The organism is Bacteroides sp. 3_2_5 (assembly GCF_000159855.2).
In the GTDB taxonomy this organism is placed as follows: Bacteria; Bacteroidota; Bacteroidia; order Bacteroidales; family Bacteroidaceae; genus Bacteroides; species Bacteroides fragilis.
Window position 1 is genome coordinate 568,292 of sequence record NZ_JH636045.1, and the last position, 19,268, is coordinate 587,559.

General features: G+C 46.7%; 13 protein-coding genes. 5 read left to right on the forward strand and 8 right to left on the reverse strand.

Annotated elements, in window-relative coordinates; genetic code table 11:
* Positions 1-12 precede the first annotated feature (12 nt).
* The 3 genes from BSHG_RS02640 (at position 13) to BSHG_RS02630 (ending at position 6,997) form a co-directional block, all read left to right on the forward strand.
* Positions 13-1,032, forward strand: coding sequence for an electron transfer flavoprotein subunit alpha/FixB family protein (locus BSHG_RS02640; protein WP_005798976.1), 1,020 nt, complete (start codon positions 13-15; stop codon positions 1,030-1,032).
* A gap of 3 nt (positions 1,033-1,035) precedes the next feature.
* Positions 1,036-2,739: an acyl-CoA dehydrogenase family protein gene (locus BSHG_RS02635; protein ID WP_005789707.1), complete on the forward strand. Its 1,704-nt coding sequence runs from the start codon at positions 1,036-1,038 to the stop codon at positions 2,737-2,739.
* 232 nt (positions 2,740-2,971) lie between these two features.
* On the forward strand, positions 2,972-6,997 hold the full coding sequence (locus BSHG_RS02630) for a glycoside hydrolase family 2 TIM barrel-domain containing protein (protein WP_008661251.1): 4,026 nt from the start codon (positions 2,972-2,974) through the stop codon (positions 6,995-6,997).
* Positions 6,998-7,141: 144 nt separating this feature from the next.
* Here BSHG_RS02630 and BSHG_RS02625 read toward each other — a convergent pair whose 3' ends face one another.
* The 5 genes from BSHG_RS02625 to BSHG_RS02605 form a co-directional block, all read right to left on the reverse strand.
* A complete protein-coding gene (locus tag BSHG_RS02625; protein ID WP_005789711.1) occupies positions 7,142-7,453 on the reverse strand; it encodes a chaperone modulator CbpM in 312 nt (103 codons plus the stop codon).
* A gap of 15 nt (positions 7,454-7,468) precedes the next feature.
* The gene (locus tag BSHG_RS02620) at positions 7,469-8,410 is read right to left on the reverse strand and encodes a DnaJ C-terminal domain-containing protein (RefSeq protein ID WP_008661254.1); all 942 of its coding nucleotides are present in this window, start codon (positions 8,408-8,410) and stop codon (positions 7,469-7,471) included.
* 301 nt (positions 8,411-8,711) lie between these two features.
* Entirely contained in the window at positions 8,712-10,343 is a 1,632-nt protein-coding gene (locus BSHG_RS02615; protein ID WP_032497498.1) for a sensor histidine kinase, read from the reverse strand.
* A 298-nt stretch (positions 10,344-10,641) separates the two neighbouring features.
* Positions 10,642-12,342 carry a lipid A phosphoethanolamine transferase gene (locus BSHG_RS02610; RefSeq protein ID WP_008661257.1) on the reverse strand — a complete coding sequence of 567 codons (1,701 nt, stop codon included), beginning with the start codon at positions 12,340-12,342 and terminating at the stop codon, positions 10,642-10,644.
* Complete coding sequence (locus tag BSHG_RS02605; protein ID WP_005789721.1) at positions 12,329-13,549, reverse strand: BamA/TamA family outer membrane protein; 1,221 nt, start codon at positions 13,547-13,549, stop codon at positions 12,329-12,331. The genes BSHG_RS02610 and BSHG_RS02605 overlap by 14 nt, the downstream gene beginning before the upstream one ends.
* Before the next feature lie 742 nt (positions 13,550-14,291).
* Here BSHG_RS02605 and BSHG_RS02595 point away from each other — a divergent pair.
* Positions 14,292-16,505, forward strand: a complete 2,214-nt coding sequence (locus BSHG_RS02595) for a TlpA family protein disulfide reductase (RefSeq protein ID WP_008661261.1) — start codon at positions 14,292-14,294, stop codon at positions 16,503-16,505.
* A gap of 119 nt (positions 16,506-16,624) precedes the next feature.
* Here BSHG_RS02595 and BSHG_RS02590 read toward each other — a convergent pair whose 3' ends face one another.
* The 3 genes from BSHG_RS02590 to BSHG_RS02580 all read right to left on the reverse strand — a co-directional run bounded on the left by BSHG_RS02590 (position 16,625) and on the right by BSHG_RS02580 (position 18,650).
* Positions 16,625-17,638, reverse strand: a complete 1,014-nt coding sequence (locus BSHG_RS02590) for a threonine aldolase family protein (RefSeq protein ID WP_005798984.1) — start codon at positions 17,636-17,638, stop codon at positions 16,625-16,627.
* 89 nt (positions 17,639-17,727) lie between these two features.
* Positions 17,728-18,099: a hypothetical protein gene (locus BSHG_RS02585; protein WP_008661263.1), complete on the reverse strand. Its 372-nt coding sequence runs from the start codon at positions 18,097-18,099 to the stop codon at positions 17,728-17,730.
* On the reverse strand, positions 18,099-18,650 hold the full coding sequence (locus BSHG_RS02580; protein WP_005789731.1) for an RNA polymerase sigma factor: 552 nt from the start codon (positions 18,648-18,650) through the stop codon (positions 18,099-18,101). Before BSHG_RS02580 ends, BSHG_RS02585 begins: the two co-directional genes overlap by 1 nt.
* 133 nt (positions 18,651-18,783) lie before the next feature.
* On the opposite strand from BSHG_RS02580, the gene BSHG_RS02575 reads away from it, so the two are divergent.
* Positions 18,784-19,209 carry a DUF6249 domain-containing protein gene (locus BSHG_RS02575; protein ID WP_005789733.1) on the forward strand — a complete coding sequence of 142 codons (426 nt, stop codon included), beginning with the start codon at positions 18,784-18,786 and terminating at the stop codon, positions 19,207-19,209.
* Positions 19,210-19,268 lie beyond the last annotated feature (59 nt).

The window sequence follows — 19,268 nt, forward strand, 5'->3', positions numbered from 1 at the left end:
GAGAGAAAAGATATGAATAACTTATTTGTATATTGCGAAATAGAAGACGGCATCGTCGCAGACGTAAGCCTCGAACTTCTGACAAAAGGACGCTCGTTAGCCAATCAGTTGGGTTGCCAGCTCGAAGCAGTCGTTGCCGGAACCGGACTTAAAGATATTGAAAAACAGATCCTCCCGTACGGAGTAGACAAACTCCATGTATTCGACGGTGAAGGACTCTATCCTTATACTTCACTCCCCCACACTTCAATCCTGGTCAATCTGTTCAAAGAAGAACAACCGCAAATCTGCCTGATGGGTGCAACCGTTATCGGTCGTGACCTCGGTCCGCGCGTATCCTCAGCCCTGACCAGTGGTCTGACAGCCGACTGTACATCATTGGAAATAGGCGATCACGAAGATAAGAAAGAAGGCAAGGTCTACAAGAACCTGCTTTATCAGATTCGTCCTGCATTCGGTGGCAACATCGTTGCTACCATTGTCAACCCCGAACACCGTCCTCAAATGGCAACCGTTCGCGAAGGAGTGATGAAAAAAGCCATTCTGGCAGCAGACTACAAAGGTGAAGTAATCCATCATGATGTGAAGAAATATGTAGCCGACACCGATTACGTAGTAAAAGTCATCGAACGTCATGTAGAAAAAGCAAAGAACAACCTGAAGGGTTCTCCCATCATCATCGCCGGTGGTTATGGTGTAGGTTCGAAAGAAAACTTCAACTTGCTGTTTGATCTTGCAAAGGTATTAAACGCAGAAGTAGGTGCCAGCCGTGCAGCCGTAGACGCAGGTTTCGTTGAGCACGACCGCCAGATCGGACAGACCGGTGTTACGGTACGTCCCAAACTCTATATTGCCTGCGGTATCTCCGGACAGATTCAGCACATCGCCGGTATGCAGGAAAGCGGTATCATCATCTCTATCAACAACGATCCGTCAGCTCCGATCAATACGATTGCAGACTATGTAATCAACGGAACCATCGAAGAAGTTGTACCGAAGATGATTAAGTATTATAAACAAAACAGTAAGTAAGAAATGGCTAACTTTTATTTAGATACTCCGGAACTCAAGCATCACTTGAACCATCCGTTGATGAAGAGAATTGTTGAGCTGAAAGAGCGCAACTATGCTGATAAAGATAAATTCGACTATGCTCCGGTAGACTTCGAAGACGCAATGGACAGCTACGACAAAGTGCTGGAAATTGTAGGAGAAATCTGTGGTGACATCATCGCTCCCAATGCAGAAGGTGTCGATCATGAAGGCCCGGTCTGCGCCGACAATCGTGTGACCTATGCCAGCGGGACTACCCGTAACCTGGATGCCTGCCGCAAAGCAGGGCTGATGGGCATGGCTATGCCCCGCCGCTTTGGAGGCTTGAACTTCCCGATCACTCCGTACATCATGGCTGCCGATATCGTGAGCCGCAGTGATGCCGGTTTCGAGAACCTGTGGGGATTGCAGGATTGTGCTGAAACCATTTACGAATTTGCCAACGAAGAACAGAAGCAACGTTATATCACCCGCGTATGCCAGGGTGAAACCATGTCAATGGACCTGACGGAACCGGATGCAGGTTCCGATCTCCAGTCTGTCATGTTGAAAGCCACTTACAGTGAAAAAGACCAATGCTGGTATCTGAACGGAGTGAAACGCTTCATCACAAACGGTGATGCCGATATTCACCTCGTACTGGCACGTTCGGAAGAAGGAACACACGACGGACGCGGTCTTTCCATGTTCATCTACGACAAGCGCAATGGTGGAGTAAACGTACGCCGTATTGAGAACAAAATGGGTATCAAAGGCTCTCCTACCTGCGAGTTGGTATATAAAAATGCCAAGGCCGAACTTTGCGGTGACCGCAAACTGGGTCTGATCAAATATGTAATGGCGTTGATGAACGGTGCCCGCCTGGGTATTGCCGCTCAGTCGGTAGGATTGTCACAGGCTGCTTACAATGAAGCTCTGGCTTATGCCAAAGATCGTAAACAGTTCGGTAAGGCAATCATCGAATTCCCCGCCGTGGCCGAAATACTTTCTCTGATGAAAGCCAAACTGGATGCTTCCCGTTCACTGTTGTACGAGACAGCCCGTTTCGTAGACGTTTACAAAGCACTGGACGACATTGCCAAGGAGCGCAAACTGACTCCGGAAGAACGTGCCGAACAGAAAACGTTCGCTAAACTGGCTGACGCCTTCACCCCGCTGGGCAAAGGCATGGGCAGTGAGTTTGCCAACCAGAATGCTTACGACTGTATTCAGATTCACGGCGGTTCGGGCTTTATGAAAGATTATGCCTGCGAACGTATCTACCGTGATTCACGTATCACTTCCATTTACGAGGGTACCACTCAGTTGCAGGTTGTGGCCGCCATCCGTTATGTAACGACCGGCGCTTACCTGGCCCGTATCCAGGAATACGAGAATATGCCGGTAGCTCCCGAACTGGAAGGCTTACAGAACCGTCTGAAAAGCATGGCAAGCAAATATGCGGCTTGTGTGACTCAAATCACAGAGGCAAAAGATCAGGAACTGCTCGACTTCTGTGCACGCCGCCTCGTAGAAATGGCAGCTCACATCATCATGGGTCACCTGATGGTACAGGACGCTTCAAAGAGCGATCTGTTCTCTGAATCGGCTCAAGTATATGTACGCTATGCAGAAGCTGAAGTAGAAAAACATATCAACTTTATCCGCAAATTCGATAAAGACGATCTGGCTTACTACAGAAAGTAAAGAGTTTACTCCAATACTAAAAAAGGGATTCGGACGACCGGATCCCTTTTCTTTTTGCATTACGGGAGGGCAACAAGGCATTTTATCCTCCGAAAATACCCAATTAATGTCAAATGATTTGGCTATGTGGCTGGTTTTTACGAATATTGCAACAAAATTAAAGAGATACCGGATTACGGCTCAATATGACACGAAAAACTTCAGTAAATAATCTATTAAAAGAAAAACAATTATGCGGAAAATCACATTAGGTCTGATACTATGCAGCATGGTTACGCTCTGCTTTGCCGGTCAACGACCTTTAGAGGGATTTAAGTATGCCTCGGAAAAAGCCCCGGTGGGCAATGAATGGGAATCACCGGAGAACATTGCACTCAACAAAGAACAACCACGAGCCTGGTTCTTTTCCTTCCAGGATGTGGAAAGCGCACGCAAAGTGTTACCGGAGAACAGTAAATACTGGTTGTCACTGAATGGTGACTGGAAATTCAATTGGGCACCCGATCCGGATTCTCGCCCCAAAGATTTTTATCAGACTACTTTCGATGTTTCGGGCTGGGACAACATTCCCGTCCCTTCAAGCTGGAATATCTATGGTATCCAGAAAGATGGTAGCCTGAAATACGGAGTACCTATCTATGTGAACCAAGCTGTCATTTTCATGCACAAAGTGAAAGTAGACGACTGGCGCGGAGGTGTGATGCGTACTCCTCCCACTAACTGGACTACTTATAAATACCGTAACGAAGTGGGTTCCTACCGTCGCGACTTCGACATCCCCCAAGATTGGGACGGTCGTGAAGTATTTATCAACTTCGACGGTGTGGACTCTTTCTTCTACCTCTGGATCAACGGCCAGTACGTAGGTTTCTCAAAAAACTCACGCAATACGGCCAGTTTCAACATCACCCCCTATCTGCAAAAAGGAAAGAACACCGTTGCTGCCGAAGTATACCGCAGTTCAGACGGCTCGTTCCTCGAAGCACAGGATATGTTCCGCTTACCGGGTATCTTCCGTACCGTAGCTCTCTACTCTACTCCGAAAGTACAGGTACGTGACCTCGTGGTAATCCCCGACCTGGACGAGACATACACCAACGGTTCGTTGGCCATCAGCGCCGACATCCGCAACTTTGGCAAGAAAGCAGCCAAAGGATACCAGATGGCGTATACACTATATGCTAATAAACTGTACTCGGATGAAAACACTCCGGTTGCCAATGCCGTTGCTTCGGCCACTGTGAATCTGGTGAACCCGAACGAAACCGTAGAAGCGGAAAAAGCGATCATGAACGTACAGTCCCCCAACAAATGGTCGGCTGAATTCCCCCACCTCTACACACTCGTTGCAGAACTGAAAGACAAGAAAGGCAAAACAATAGAAACCGTTTCGACTACCGTAGGTTTCCGCAAAGTGGAAATCAAAGATACTCCTGCTTCTGCTGACGAATTCGGACTGGCAGGCCGCTATTACTACGTAAACGGCAAAACCGTAAAACTGAAAGGTGTCAACCGCCACGAATCAAATCCGGCTGTGGGACATGCCATCACCCGTGAAATGATGGAGAAAGAGGTTATGCTGATGAAACGTGCCAACATCAATCACGTACGTAACTCTCACTATCCGGACGATCCGTACTGGTACTATCTGTGCAACAAATACGGACTCTACCTGGAAGATGAAGCCAACATCGAATCTCACGAGTATTATTACGGAGCCGCTTCCCTGTCTCATCCGGTGGAATGGAAAAACGCCCATGTAGCCCGTGTGATGGAAATGGTTCATGCCAACGTAAACAATCCTTCGATTGTCATCTGGTCATTAGGCAACGAAGCCGGACCGGGAAAGAACTTCGTAGCAGCTTACGATGCACTGAAAGCATTCGACCTCTCACGCCCTGTTCAGTATGAACGTAACAACGATATCGTCGATATGGGTTCCAACCAGTATCCTTCCATCGGCTGGATGCGCGGTGCTGTGAAAGGCAACTATGACATCAAATATCCGTTCCACGTTTCGGAATATGCTCACTCTATGGGTAACGCCTGCGGTAACCTGGTGGACTACTGGGAAGCTATCGAATCGACCAACTTCTTCTGCGGCGGCGCAATCTGGGACTGGGTAGACCAATCGATGTACAACTATGACAAGAAAACCGGTGAACGCTACCTGGCTTATGGCGGTGATTTCGGCGATACTCCGAACGACGGTCAATTCGTTATGAACGGTATCGTATTCGGCGATCTGGAACCGAAACCTCAGTATTATGAAGTGAAAAAGGTATACCAGCACATCGACGTGAAGGCTATCGATGTAGAAAAAGGCCGGTTTGAAGTGTTCAACAAGTATTACTTCAAGAACCTTTCGGACTATGATGTGAAATGGTCACTCTACGAAAACGGCAAAGAAGCACAATCGGGCCTATTGAGCATAGGCGAAGTAGCTCCGCGTACCCGTACGCAGATTACTGTTCCTTATCAGTTCAGTAAGCTGAAAGCCGATTCGGAATATTTCGTGAAGATTCAATTCCTGCTGAAAGACAACATGCCTTGGGCTGACAAGAACTTCGCACAAGCAGAAGAACAGATACTTGTGAAAGAGGCTACCGCACGTCCTTCTATCGCCACCGTAGCAGCCGAGGGCGACAAACCGGAAGTGATGATGACTAAAGCAAGCGATATCATTACCATCAAAGGCAATGGTTACACAGCTCAGTTCGATATCAAGACAGGTACTATCTACAGTCTGACATACGGAAACGAGAAGGTGATTACTGACGGCAACGGTCCGAAGCTGGATGCGCTCCGTGCTTTCACCAATAACGATAACTGGTTCTATTCACAGTGGTTTGATAATGGTTTGCACAACCTGAAGCATTCAGCTACCGGGTTCAATATGACTACCAAAGAAGATGGTACAGTCGTATTGTCATTCACAGTACAGTCTCAGGCTCCTAATGCAGCCAAGATTCTGGGTGGAACAAGCTCGGGCAAGAACAAGATTGAGGAACTGACAGACAAGAAGTTCGGCAGCAGTGACTTCAAGTTTACTACCAACCAGGTATGGACAGTCTACAAAGACGGTTCTATCGAACTGGAAGCAAGCATCACCTCCAATCAGCCGAGTCTCGTATTGCCTCGTCTGGGATACATGGTACGTGTGCCTCAGCAATATGCCAACTTTACTTACTACGGACGCGGTCCTATCGACAACTACGCCGACCGTAAAGTAGGACAGTTCATCGAGCAACATAAGAATACGGTTGCCGGAGAGTTCGTCAACTTCCCCAAACCGCAAGATATGGGTAATCACGAAGACGTACGCTGGTGTGCCCTGACCAACAATGCAGGCAACGGTGCCGTGTTTATAGCTACCGACCGTTTGTCGGCTTCGGCTCTGCCTTACTCTGCACTCGACCTGATTCTGGCTTCACATCCGTATCAGTTACCGAAAGCCGGTGATACTTATCTTCACCTGGATGCAGCCGTAACCGGCCTGGGTGGTAACAGCTGCGGTCAAGGCGGCCCGTTGGAGCAAGACCGTGTCTTCGCCAGCCATCACAACACAGGTTTCATTATCCGCCCCGCAGGTAAAGACCTGACTGTAACAGCCAATGTAGCTCCCGCCGGAGAGATGCCGTTGTCCATAACCCGCAACCGTGCCGGTGTGGTATCTGTATCATCACAGAAAAAAGACGCCGTTATCCTTTATACAGTAGATAAGAGTAAATCCAAAACTTATACCGAACCGATCGCACTACGCAATGGCGGTACGGTAACTGCCTGGTTCAAAGATGCACCTTTCATCAAGGCAAGCATGACATTCGACAAGATCGAAAGCATCCAGACAGAAGTAATCTACGCAAGTAGCGAAGAATCGGACGGAGGCGAAGCCAAGAACCTGACAGACGGTGATCCGAATACCATCTGGCACACCATGTTCTCTGTAACGGTGGCTAAACACCCGCATTGGGTAGACCTGGATGCCGGCGAAGTGAAAACAATCAAAGGTTTCACTTACCTGCCCCGTCAGGACAGCAGCAACGGTAATGTGAAAGACTACACCATCCACGTAAGTATGGACGGTAAAGAATGGGGTGAACCTATCCTGAAAGGTACTTTCGCAAGAGACCTGAAAGAGAAGAAAGTAATGTTCGATAAACCTGTGAAAGCCCGTTATATCCGCTTCACCGCCTTGAGCGAACAACGCGGACAAGACTATGCTTCGGGTGCCGAACTGACTATCCTGGCTGAATAAGCACAGGCAAGCATAAAAAACAGAGCCTTTATCAGGGCGGAACAGACACTCTGTCCGCCCTTGATAAAGGCTCTGTTTATATGATATAGAGGCTCCGGCCGAAACCATCGGGACCTCAGTATTTCAACACATGAAACAATCTTTTCACCAATCCTCCATAATGCCTTCTCTCTTAAAGACAATAAGCTGGTTCCGGAGCGAACTGATTTCCCTTCGCATGATTTCCATCCTTTCCAGCAAATGATGAATGGCATCGATACCTTCCATATTGATGGACAGGTCATAATACATACGGCTGTATCGTTCCACATCCGGAAGTTGCGACGCAAGCAGATAGTGCTCGCCTCCCTCGGTGCGTACCTCAATCAAGCCACCTTCCTCTAACAGGTCGATAAATGAAGGCTCAATATGACATTTGTGACAGTATTCACTGACAATTATTAATTCGGTCTGCATAGTGTTCTTTCATTATTAGTTCATACTCTGTTGTAACTCTCTGAACAGTTCTTTCTGCCTATCTGTCAGATTGGTAGGTATCTTGACTGAATAAGTGATGATCAAGTCGCCAAACTGTCCTTCTTTTTTATAAACGGGAAAACCTTTACCTTTCAGGCGCACTTTCGTTCCATTCTGGGTTTCGGGCTTTATCTTCAGTTTCACTTTACCTTCCAGTGTATCGATCACCTTCTCACCACCCAGTACGGCAGTATAAAGATCCATCTCCACATCCACATACAGGTCGTCTCCAAGACGCTTGAATACAGAGTCTTCGGCTATCTTGAAAGTGATATACAGGTCTCCTGCAGGGCCACCGTTGATGCCTTCGCCTCCGTATCCCTTCAACTTAATCACCTGTCCGTCGGCTACACCGGCCGGTATCGTAATACGAACCTGTTTGCCATTCACATTCAACACCTGTTTATGGGTCCGGGCCGCATCGCGAAGAGACAGGTGCAATTCTGCATTAAAATCTTGTCCTCGGAAGCCTGCATTGCCTCGTCCGCCTCCTCCTCTATGTCCGAACATAGATTCAAAGAAGTCCGAGAATCCTCCGGCATCACCACCCGAGAACCCCTCTCCATCGGACGAGTACCAATAAGAACCGCCGTCTCCGCCAAAGCCGGAGAATCCTCCTCCGCCTCCACCGGTATGCTGCCGCGCCTTCTTCTGCGCTTCGAATTCGTCCGCATGTTTCCAATGTTCGCCGTATTCGTCGTACTTTTTCCTTTTCTCCGGATCGCTCAATACTTCGTTAGCTTCATTAATCTCCTGAAACTTATCCTTAGCGCTTGGGTCATTAGGATTCAGGTCCGGATGATATTTACGGGCCAATTTACGGAAAGCCTTTTTAATATCATCCTGAGAAGCATTTTTGTCAACTCCGAGAATCTTGTAATAATCTATATAAGCCATGTTTTTATATATTTAAACCTCTATATTAAGTGTATACAAACAACACGCCAACCTGAGTTTTAGATTCAAATTTTAGCACAAATTAAGAGCCTATTTAGATTTTACCTGAATAAAATTTCATTGGAGCTTTATCGGTCCGCCTTGAGTTTCCTTTCGGTCTGTTCCACCGTTTGTATTCGTCACATAGCCCGGCTATACTCCTCACAAAACAAGAACATATCCTTGACAACAATACCAGGCCAGATCAAAACAGACCTTCAGGTCCATCCGGCAAATACTTCAAGAGAGTGGTGAATCAAATTCAACGGACAGGGCTTTCGAGCAGCATATCCTCTCTGACAGGAAGACGGAACCAGAAGCAGGAACCCTTTCCTTCCCGAGTCTCCACTCCGATCGTTCCTCCCAACCGTTCGATAATCACCCGGCAGATGGCAAGTCCCAGTCCGGTACCTTTGACAAAAGTATTCAGTTTGACAAAACGCTCGAAAACCTTTCCCGCCTGATCGGCAGGGATGCCGATACCTGTATCCTTTACAAAGAAATAAAGTTCGTCCTTTTGCCTGGTCAGCCGATAGCCCAAAGTAATGGAACCTTCGGAAGTGAACTTCATTGCATTGTTCATCAAATTCATGATGACCTGTGACAAGCGCAAACGGTCGGTATTGATTACGCAACCGGGTTCTTTTTCAGTAAACATGATCTGCACCTCCGGGCGTTGATTCTTCTGCTGCATCTGTAAACAGATGTCTTCCATCAGTTCATTGATATCCGTCGGGGCATAAGAGAAATCCATTGTCCCCGCTTCTATTTTCGACAGGTCGAGAATGTCATCTATCAATTGCAGTAAAAGCTCATTGTTCGAAGTGACAATCCGGATATACTCCTCTTTTTCTTCAGCATCGTCCGTCTGGCAAATCAGATCGGAGAAACCGATGATGGCATTGAGCGGCGTACGTATTTCATGGCTCATATTGGCAAGGAACGCCGACTTCAGCCGATTGGACTCTTCGGCCTTCTCTTTGGCTTCCTGCAACATACGTTCTACTTTCAGTTTCTCAGTAATATCTTCAAAGCGTAGCAGCCCGCCGATAATTTCGTTTCCCGTATCATCATAAACGGGGGTGGCGGTGATCTCAAAGTCCACATGATCCACATGGGTGATGTGTCTCACGATCTTACCGGTACCGATAGCCTCCCGAAAAGCACATTTCCCGCACGGTTGGGTTCCCTGCCCCGTAGTCCGGTAGCAAACAGTGCCGGGAGTATAATGGCGTCCGGAAACCAGATTTTTAATATTACCGGTCTCTTCCCATTGCACCAGATAGTTCCGGTCGATATAAATCAATCCGAAATCAATGCTTCTCAAAGCCAGTTTTTGCTTACGTACGGCTCCTTCCAACTGCTCTTTGGCAGCCAGCAGTTCTCTTTCGTACATTTTCAACTGGGTGATTTCCCAACGGGCCACCAACAGCCATTTACCCAATTTACCCGAAGATATGATCGACTTCATCACAAGTGTATCGTGCACTTTTCCGTCAGCAGTGACATACCTCTCTTCCGCCTTATAAGGTATTCCGGCCCTGACAAGATCCTCATCTATCTTCCGGTACTGCTTCCCCCTTTCTTCACCAAAGATATCGACATCGGAGAAGCCGACGGCATCTTTGCGGCTGATGCCCGACTGTAACTCGGATTCTTTATTCCAGTAGGTATACTTGAATTGTTCCTGAATATCTTTCACCATGATAGGAAACGGGAGATTATCTAAAATATCAAACAGGAAACGACGATAGTCGTCATCAGCCGAAGCCGACTTACGAAGCAGGAAGTTCTGATAGAGCAGGAAGCAAACGGTCAGAAACAAAAGCAGGGATAATACATAAAGCCACAGACAGTCTGTTACTCCCGTCACCAATAGTAGTTGGGTTGTCATAATTGCATGTTGTGATGAATCGACAGTAAATATAGATATTATTCTCCTATTTTCAACACAAAACACAACAAAAGTACCGAAAGGAAGCAAAGTTTCGAGATGCTGACACTTATCTATCCCAAGGTATCTCCCGAAATCAAACCATGCGGCAAATGTAAATGTGTCACAACTCGTATTCACTACAGATTACACAGATAAATATTATTGGTTATCAATCGATTAAAAATCGTTTTGTATAAATCCGTGTAATCTGTAGTGAATCCTGCTCCTTGCCGGATTGCACGTTAGCCCGGCATTTTCAACGTATCCCCATCTTTCCGAACATCTCAAAGTCTTCTTTACGTAACCCGATGTCATCGTACGAACGCGGCTCGTTGTGGTCGTTCAGGTAAAAACGGGGGAACTCTGTATAGGACGGACTGGCCACCGATAATGAATCGTTTACATAGGTGGTGGTCACCCCGGCCAGATCGAGTACCGAATGGAACACCACCCGGTTCGAAGCAACAGATTTGTGACGATTCTTCTGTAAAGCGTCCATATGCTCAGGATACTTCTCCCGATAGGTGTCCGAAGTCCAGACAATGAACGGTACATGCAACTGATAGTAGGAAGGCACGGGAGACGCATGCAGGAAGAGGTGACGATGGTCGTCGAAAATATCTTCTCCATGATCCGAAGTATAGAGCATAGCCGACCCGGCATCCTGTTGCTGCAGCAGGCCGATCAGTCTTGACAGAAAATCGTCGGTATAACGGATGGAATTGTCATAGGCATTAATCAGATTATCCCGATACTTAAATTCGGCATCGGCAGGACTGTCGGGTTGGAAAAAGGCAGCTTCGGCAGGATAACGTTCCCGATAGTTGAAGTGTGATCCGTAGGTGTGCAACACGATAAACTGTTTGCGGTTTCCTTTCGCAAGTTCCTCTTGCACCAACGCCAGCAGATAATCATCCGAAAGATTCTGACCGGCAGTCAACGAATCTTCCTTGATGAAGTCACAGTGATCGGCTTCTTTTCCAAAGAAGTCGATAAAAGAGTTGTTGTAACGCTGATTGGAGAAGAAAGCTGTCTTGAAACCTGCTTCTTTGAAAGCGGTAATAATTCCTTTCTGATGATAGATGGAATCGAAATTCTCTGCCGAAACGGCAGCCATGAGCATCGGAACACTCTTATGAGTTGTATTCGATTGGGTCAGCACATTCGTAAAAGCCGTCAGGCCGGATACCTCCGACAATTTGGGATTTGTCTCACGATCATAACCGTACAACGACCAATTGAGCGCACGGGAAGTCTCTCCCACTACCAGTACGTAAATCTCCCGGTCTTCCGCCGGATGCGTGGCGGCGGCATTGAAAGTGAAATCCTTCGAAGTCTCTTCATAATCGAGAGTCCGGGCATTCCGCTCCACGGCAAGCACTACGTTATAGCACACATTGACCGGATATAAATCGGAAGTCATCTCGTACTTCTTATCCAACAGGAAGGCCGCTCCCAACGATACCAGACCTGCACCCAGCACAACCCACGCACGTCTCCGTTCCCTGTGGATAAAGCGGACAGAAAGCATACGCTTACGGACAATGGAGATCATCCCCAGTATCAGGGCCGGGATGTACAGGATCACAATCGTAATCAAAGCCGGCAACAGGTTGTCGAGTAACTCCATGGCTTCGGAAGAATTGGTAGTCGCCAGGTTCAGGAACATATCCACCGCAATGATAGACTGCCCGAACAGATAGAGCAACACGATCTGAAAGGCCCCGAAGAATACGAAAAGGAATAAAATCCAGAGCATCTTTCCACAATTCCTGGAAAGGGTCATAATCAGATAATAACACCCCAATGGCAACAGGACATTGGCAATCTTGGCTACAAGCGGCAAAGGTTCGGTGAAACACAATACAACGTTGGGCACTATCAGCACAAACAGGAACAGGTAGAACAAATTCTCCTGATTACCGAACCATTTTTTTATACTATTAAAAAGCTTCATTGATATTAAATATAAATCCGGTCTGGCCTTTTCCAAACCCTAAATCCAATCGTACATTTACTCTCTTCTTAAACTCCCACCGATAGCCAAAGCCATAGTTGGGAAGTATATGTTTCACTTTGAATGAGGAAAAGTCGGGGAAAACATTTCCGGCTCCCACCCAGACGGCTACTCCGTTCCGTTTCCATACGTGCTGGCGGAGTTCCACCTGCATATCCACCACATTCTTATCGCGGTACCGGCCATCATAATAGCCACGCATGGAGTACGAACTTCCCAAGGTAGCCATCAGCCCCCAAGGCGGATTACCGTAGGTCAGCAGGGTATGGAATTGTCCGGCAAGTATTCCACCTTTCCACACCCGGCGATAGTAACTGGTGGTCAGTTCCGTACTACTGAAAGCGTAGTCATTCCCCAGAAATGCCGGACTGAAACGCTGGTCTATGCGCAGGTAATATCCTTTATAGGCATTCGTCAGGAAATCTCTCGAGTCGTACACCAGAGAAAGTCCCGCACTGACATTGGAGGTGCGGGCATCCATCCCTTGCCAAAGCTCGGGTTTCTCAAAATTCCTCCCATCGATATAGTCGAAACTTGCCATAGGCCCCAGATAGAAATTTTTTGCCATCCGGAACATAAAGTCAACCTTTACCTGTGCCTGAAAGCGCTTGTAACTGCTTTCATTCTCGTCATTCACCGCATTCCGGTAGCCGACGCCCCAATACAGACTGGGGAAAGAATAGAAATAAAGGTTATAATTGAGCCGGTACTTGTCTTTCGGAAATATATGACTTCCGCGTACACCGAGCAGATAGAACCCGACAGTGGACACATCACCATACAGCGAAACAGTAGAGAGAGGAAGCAGTGTATCGGCACGGTCGGTACGGTATAGTCCGGCGGCTACCAAGCCCAGTCCGAGTTTGGTGTCACTGGAATAATGCGGGCCACCGATCACACTGAAGTCAAACTTTTTGTTCTTCTTCTCCTTGTTGGCATCATTGAAGTAGTCCAGGAATTTCTTGAAGAAACTACGTTTCACCGCGACAGAATCAGCAGTGACGGATACAGAAGCAGAGTCCTCTATCACAGGAATATGCGTAATCGGTGAGAGGCTGTCGTTGTGATTCTCTCCTTGTGCCAAAGATGCAGTCCACACGATGGAGAAGCATCCCAGTAATAGCCAGTTTTTGTGTTTAGGTCTCATATATTGTTCCCTCTTTAGAAAACTCAATTTGCAAAAGTAGTTTCATCCCGCCTTGTTACAATCATATTACATTCTCTTTTATCTTTTATTGCCTCCATTTAACACTTAATAAACAGAAAATGTTCAAAATCCAAGGTATGAGACCGTATGGCTCAATCCCAAAAACTTGTAAATAACCTATAATGTCAACTAATAAAAGCTCCCTGCTATTCCTTAAGTAAATTAAATCCGCTTTATTTGTATCATACAGCTTAACACATTCCCCAACCTTAAACAATGCTTCCATGATGCCGGCTGCACTACACCGGATATTAGAGACAGCCCCACTTAGCATTACAATAAGATAAAGGTTAGTTAAGAAAGCTATCATAATAGGTATTTAAGGTAGACAATCAATCCGATTGTTTTCAGTAAATGACCCGTCTCCCCCCCCAAGGAGAGCGTGGTTTGTATAACCTGAGGTCCGCCCCTGCGAAGGTCCGGACCTTTATTATGCCTTCTTGCCAAGGCAAGTTCCACTCCTTCGGAACATCAGTACGACGAGTTACCCATCCGGCAGCATACGAGTTGTGCAACTCGGGCACTACCAGTTGCACAACTCGTCATGCACCAGTTGCACAACTGGTATTCCCCGCCTTCCCAAGTACAAGAATCTATCTTCCGGACAAAGATAAAGTAACGTTCCGTAAGGTTTTTACCGACAAATCTTTATCTTTACAGTCTCAACTTTAACGATACATATATGAAAAGCAAACTACTCTTCTTACTGCTACTTTTGGGAAGCAGCTACATCACAGCACAGACAGTGATTGAAAATCCCCCTTTCGAAACACGTCAGGGAAGTATACACACCATCTCGAAAATAGAACTCTCGCCAACAGAAACCCGACTGACGATACGGACTGTGTTCCGCCCGCAATGGTGGACCAGTCTGGACAGCCTGACTTACATTTACGCTCCCGAAAGCAAAAAGCAACTGTATCCCCTGCGCATAGAGGGACGTAAATTTGGCGAACAGGTGACGACTCCCGCCTCCGGTATCATAGAGGACGATTGTGTCATCACCTATCCTCCCTTGCCCGAAGGCACTACCCGGATAGACTGGATGGACGACAACCTGAACTCGGAAACCAATACTTACGGCATCTTGCTGGTGAAACCTCAGGAAACCAAAGAACAGGCCTCCCTCCGCAAGATTCACGGCAACTGGCAGCAAGCCGATGCCCAAAACGGATGGGACATCGGAATTTATGATTCACTGGCCATTATGGACAACCGTTTCTGGAAATATGATCTTTGCCGGAAACAGGGAAAAAAATTCAAACTGAACTTAAAAGACGAAACAGGCGAACAGTGCCTGCTTGAAATAACACAGGAAAAAGACGGCAACCTATGTATCGGAAAAAACGGGGGAAAAGCCAATAAGTATATCCGTGCCGGGCGTCCACAAAGAAATTATGCGGCAACAACAGCAGCCACAGCCCCACAAACAGCCTTCTTCCGGAAAGACACGGTTCACATACGCGGATTCCTGGATGGCTACAGTCCCAAACTGGGATTCACTACCGTACTGATTTATACGGACAATCACATAACTAATGAAGGCACTCCCGCCGTAGTCACCATCCATCCGGACGGACGCTTTGAATCGGACTTCGTCGTCAATTATCCCGGAGTACATCACCTCTCTATGGGCAACAACTGGATGACGTTCTATATCAGGCCGGGCGAGACACTGATGCTTTATATCAATTGGGAAGACCATCTGGACTATCTACGCCAGAGGAGACTGAAACCTATGTTGACAGAAACTCTGTACATGGGACCTTCAAGCAGCATAAATCAGGAACTGATGCCTTGTGAACCGCTGTTCTCAAAAGACTATCACATCATACAGAATGCATGCAAAACGCTGACACCCTCTGAATTCAAAACACAGCAGGAACCGATGTACAAGTTGTGGATGCATCGGGTCGACTCGCTGGAGCAATCGAAAACACTACAACCCGAAGCGATGCAAATGCTGAAGAACGATGTGATGATAAATTACGGCGCCTGGCTCTTGGAGTTTATCCTGATGAGAGACATGGATGCCCGTAAAGATACGACCAACACGATATTGAAAATAAAGGAAACCCCGGACTATTATGACTTCCTGAAAGCAATGCCGTTGAATGATGTCCGCAGCATCGGTTGCAACAACTTCTCCACCTTTATCAACCGCATTGAATTTATGAACCCTTTTCTCCCGGCAAGCTGGCAAATAAAGAATGGGACGGACGATCGGATGGAGAAATATGCAGAAAGCTGGCGGAAAAAAAAGGAGATATTGCAGGACACAACAGGAATGCCCTTCCCGGTAGTCGGCGAACTTATCCTGACACGTTCCTATCCGTTCCTGGCCAAAACACTTGAGAACGAGAAGAAGGCTTTTGCCCTGCTGGACACACTGAAGGGATATCTGCACGACCCATTCCTGGTAGCAGAAGCCGAACGTATGTACCGTCAGGTTTATCCCGTACAGGGGAACAAGCCACAAGAACTTCCGGCAGGAAAAGGTACGGACATTATCCGTAAACTGACAGCACCTTATCTGGGAAAATTTGTAATTATTGACTTTTGGGCAACGTCTTGCGGTCCTTGCCGTGCCAGCATCGAACAACATGCTGATTTGAGAAAAGACTACCGCAACAGTCCCGATATCAAGTTTATCTTTGTCACCAGTAATCAGGACTCACCTGAAAAAGCTTACGAAAACTATGTGGAGAAGCATCTGAAAGAGGAAACCATCTTCCGCCTTCCACAAAGCGACTATAACTATCTGAGGGAACTATTCCATTTCAATGGCATTCCCCGTTACGTATTGTTGAATCGGGACGGCAAATTGCTGGACGAGAACTTCCCGATGTATAATATCGAACTGTTCCTGAAAGAATCTAAGATAAGGAAGGAATAAAAAAGATTGTTCACCACGGAGTAACACAGAGTCCCACAGAGTTTTAATTACTATTATTTTTCCCTCTGTGAGACTCTGTGTTACCCTGTGATGAGCATCTGCCCCTATTGGATATAAAACTATTTTTTCAGTATACGGATAAACGTATCGATATCTTCTTCCGTTGTATCAAATGAAGTAACCAGACGTATTTCGTCGGCTTCCTCATTCCAGAAATAGAAGAAATAAGTTTGCAGCATGCGATCTGTTTCGGCACGGGGCATAGTCAGGAACAACTGGTTGCTTTCCACCCTCTGAGTGAAACGTACGCCGGGAACCTGTTCCAGGGCATCGGCAAGACGCTTTGCCATAGCATTGGCATGGGTTGCGTTTTTCAGCCACAGTTCGTCTGTCAGATAGGCAGTGAACTGACAGGATAGATAACGCATTTTGGATGCCAACTGAGCCGATTGCTTGCGTATGAAACGCGCTTCCGACTTCAACGAATCATCGAATACGATCACACACTCTCCCATCATCAGCCCGTTCTTGGTTCCACCGAAACTAAGCACATCGATACCACAATCCACAGTCAGCGCTCGCAATGAAAGCCCCAGCGAAGCACAAGCATTGGCGATGCGCGCACCGTCCATATGTACCCGCATACCGTATTGATGGGCCAATGAAGTGATGGCTTTCAATTCGTCGGGTGTATAAATAGTACCCAGTTCCGTACATTCCGAAAGATAAATGGCCCCCGGCTGGGAATGATGCTGGTCGGCAAAGCCATGCAGATAGGGTGTGATCAGTTGCGGAGTCAATTTTCCGTCGGGAGTGGCGATAGGACGGATCTGACAACCAGTCATCTTCACCGGAGAGCCACATTCATCCACATAAATGTGCGCAGTTTCGGCACAAAGGATAGAGTTGTAAGGACGAGTCATCAATTGCAGGGCAATGACATTGCTGCCTGTTCCATTGAAAACAAACAGTGGCTCACAATCGGCTACAAACGTTTCTTTAATTTTCCGGACAGCTTCTTCTGTCCACAAATCGTCGCCATAGCCCAAGGCATGATCCCGGTTAGCCCGTGTCAGGGCTTCCATAATGGCAGGATGCACACCCGAATTATTATCAGAGGCAAAACTTCTCATAGTGTGTTAAAGATAAATTATTCTGCAAAGGAAGAAAATTATTCGCAGAAAAAGAAAGGATTTCACCACAGAGTGCCCCCAAAGACTGTTCAGGAATGAAACTTCTTCTTACGAAGCCAGTAATCCAATCCGAGCAACAACAGGACCAACGTTGCAATATAGCTATAGAAAGCCAACAGGGAAGAATCAGCATGAGAAAAATCCATACCGGACAAGTACTCCTTGAAATTGAATTCCAATTTGAAAACAAGCGTATATACTCCCACTCCCAACAATAGCAATATACCCGCAATCATGCCGCACAGCATGACCCTCTCCTTCCGCTTCTGTTGTTTTTCCGCTTCCAGACGGATCTGCTCCATCATCCGATAATTAAAATTGGACGGCAATCTGCCGGGCTGCCTCCTTCGGAGGGCCTGTTTCAACGCATTTTCCGTATGCTTCTTATTTGTTTCCATCATCACTCCTTTCCGTTCATCAATACATAAATCTTTTTGCGGGTACGATGCAACTTTACCTTCACATTTCCCGGCGAAAGTTTCAGCACCTCTCCTATCTCTTCTATCGACTTTTCTTCATAATAGAAAAGTGTAATCAAGGCTTTTTCCTCGACATTCAGTAAATCGATAGCCTGAATCAACCTCGCTGTCCGCTCTTCATCATCAGTAGGATAAAGTATATCGTCAGCTTTTTCATCGGGCACGTTGTTGATCGTGTTCTCTTCTATATAAAGGAACTCCTGCTTTTTCTTGCGTGTGGCAGATACGGCCGTGGTATAAGCAATCCGATAAAGCCAGGTAGAGAAACGGCACTCCCCTCTATAACTGCCCAGACACCGGAAAGCTTTCAGGAATACATCCTGGACCAACTCTTCCGCATCTTCGGAACAACCGACTATTTGTACAATCAGCACATAAAGCGGACGGCTGTAACGATCGAGAAATGCAGAAAAACATTCTGTATCTCCATCCAGTATCCGTGCTATATATTGTGTTTCGTCGTTCTGTACCATGATATCCGGTTAGACGCTGACAAATCTGAAAGGTTACAGCCCAAAAATATTTTTTTCTTTGTAACCTTTCCGCAGCCTGCTGCGTCAAACAGTGCAAAGAACGAAATTATTCACTTAAAAACATACGATCATGATGGATTTTATTACAGCCCCTTTAATTGTAGGCATCATTACTTTAGGTATTTACAAATTGTTCGAACTCTTTGCGTGCAGACGCGAACGCATCACGCTTATTGAAAAGTTAGGAGAGAAAATGTCTCAAACCGATCTTGAGCTAAACGGAAAAATCTGTCTGCCCGACTTTAATCGTCCCCAACTATCATTCGGAGCCCTGAAAGGCGGTTGCTTATTGCTGGGAGTAGGCTTAGGGCTACTAGTCGGATTTATCTTGAGCTATGTCAGTTTTTCTCCCTACGATCTCGACAGACTCGACAGAGGGTATACCCGCGAGATGGTTGGGGTCATCTACGGTTCGTGTACCCTTCTTTTCGGAGGAGCAGGATTAGTGGCCTCTTTCCTGATAGAACAGAACTTTGCAGCGAAAAAGAAAGAGAAATAAAAAATAATCCCCGGAATGTAATGCCGGCAATTGATGTGTCCCCCAATATTCGTATCTGA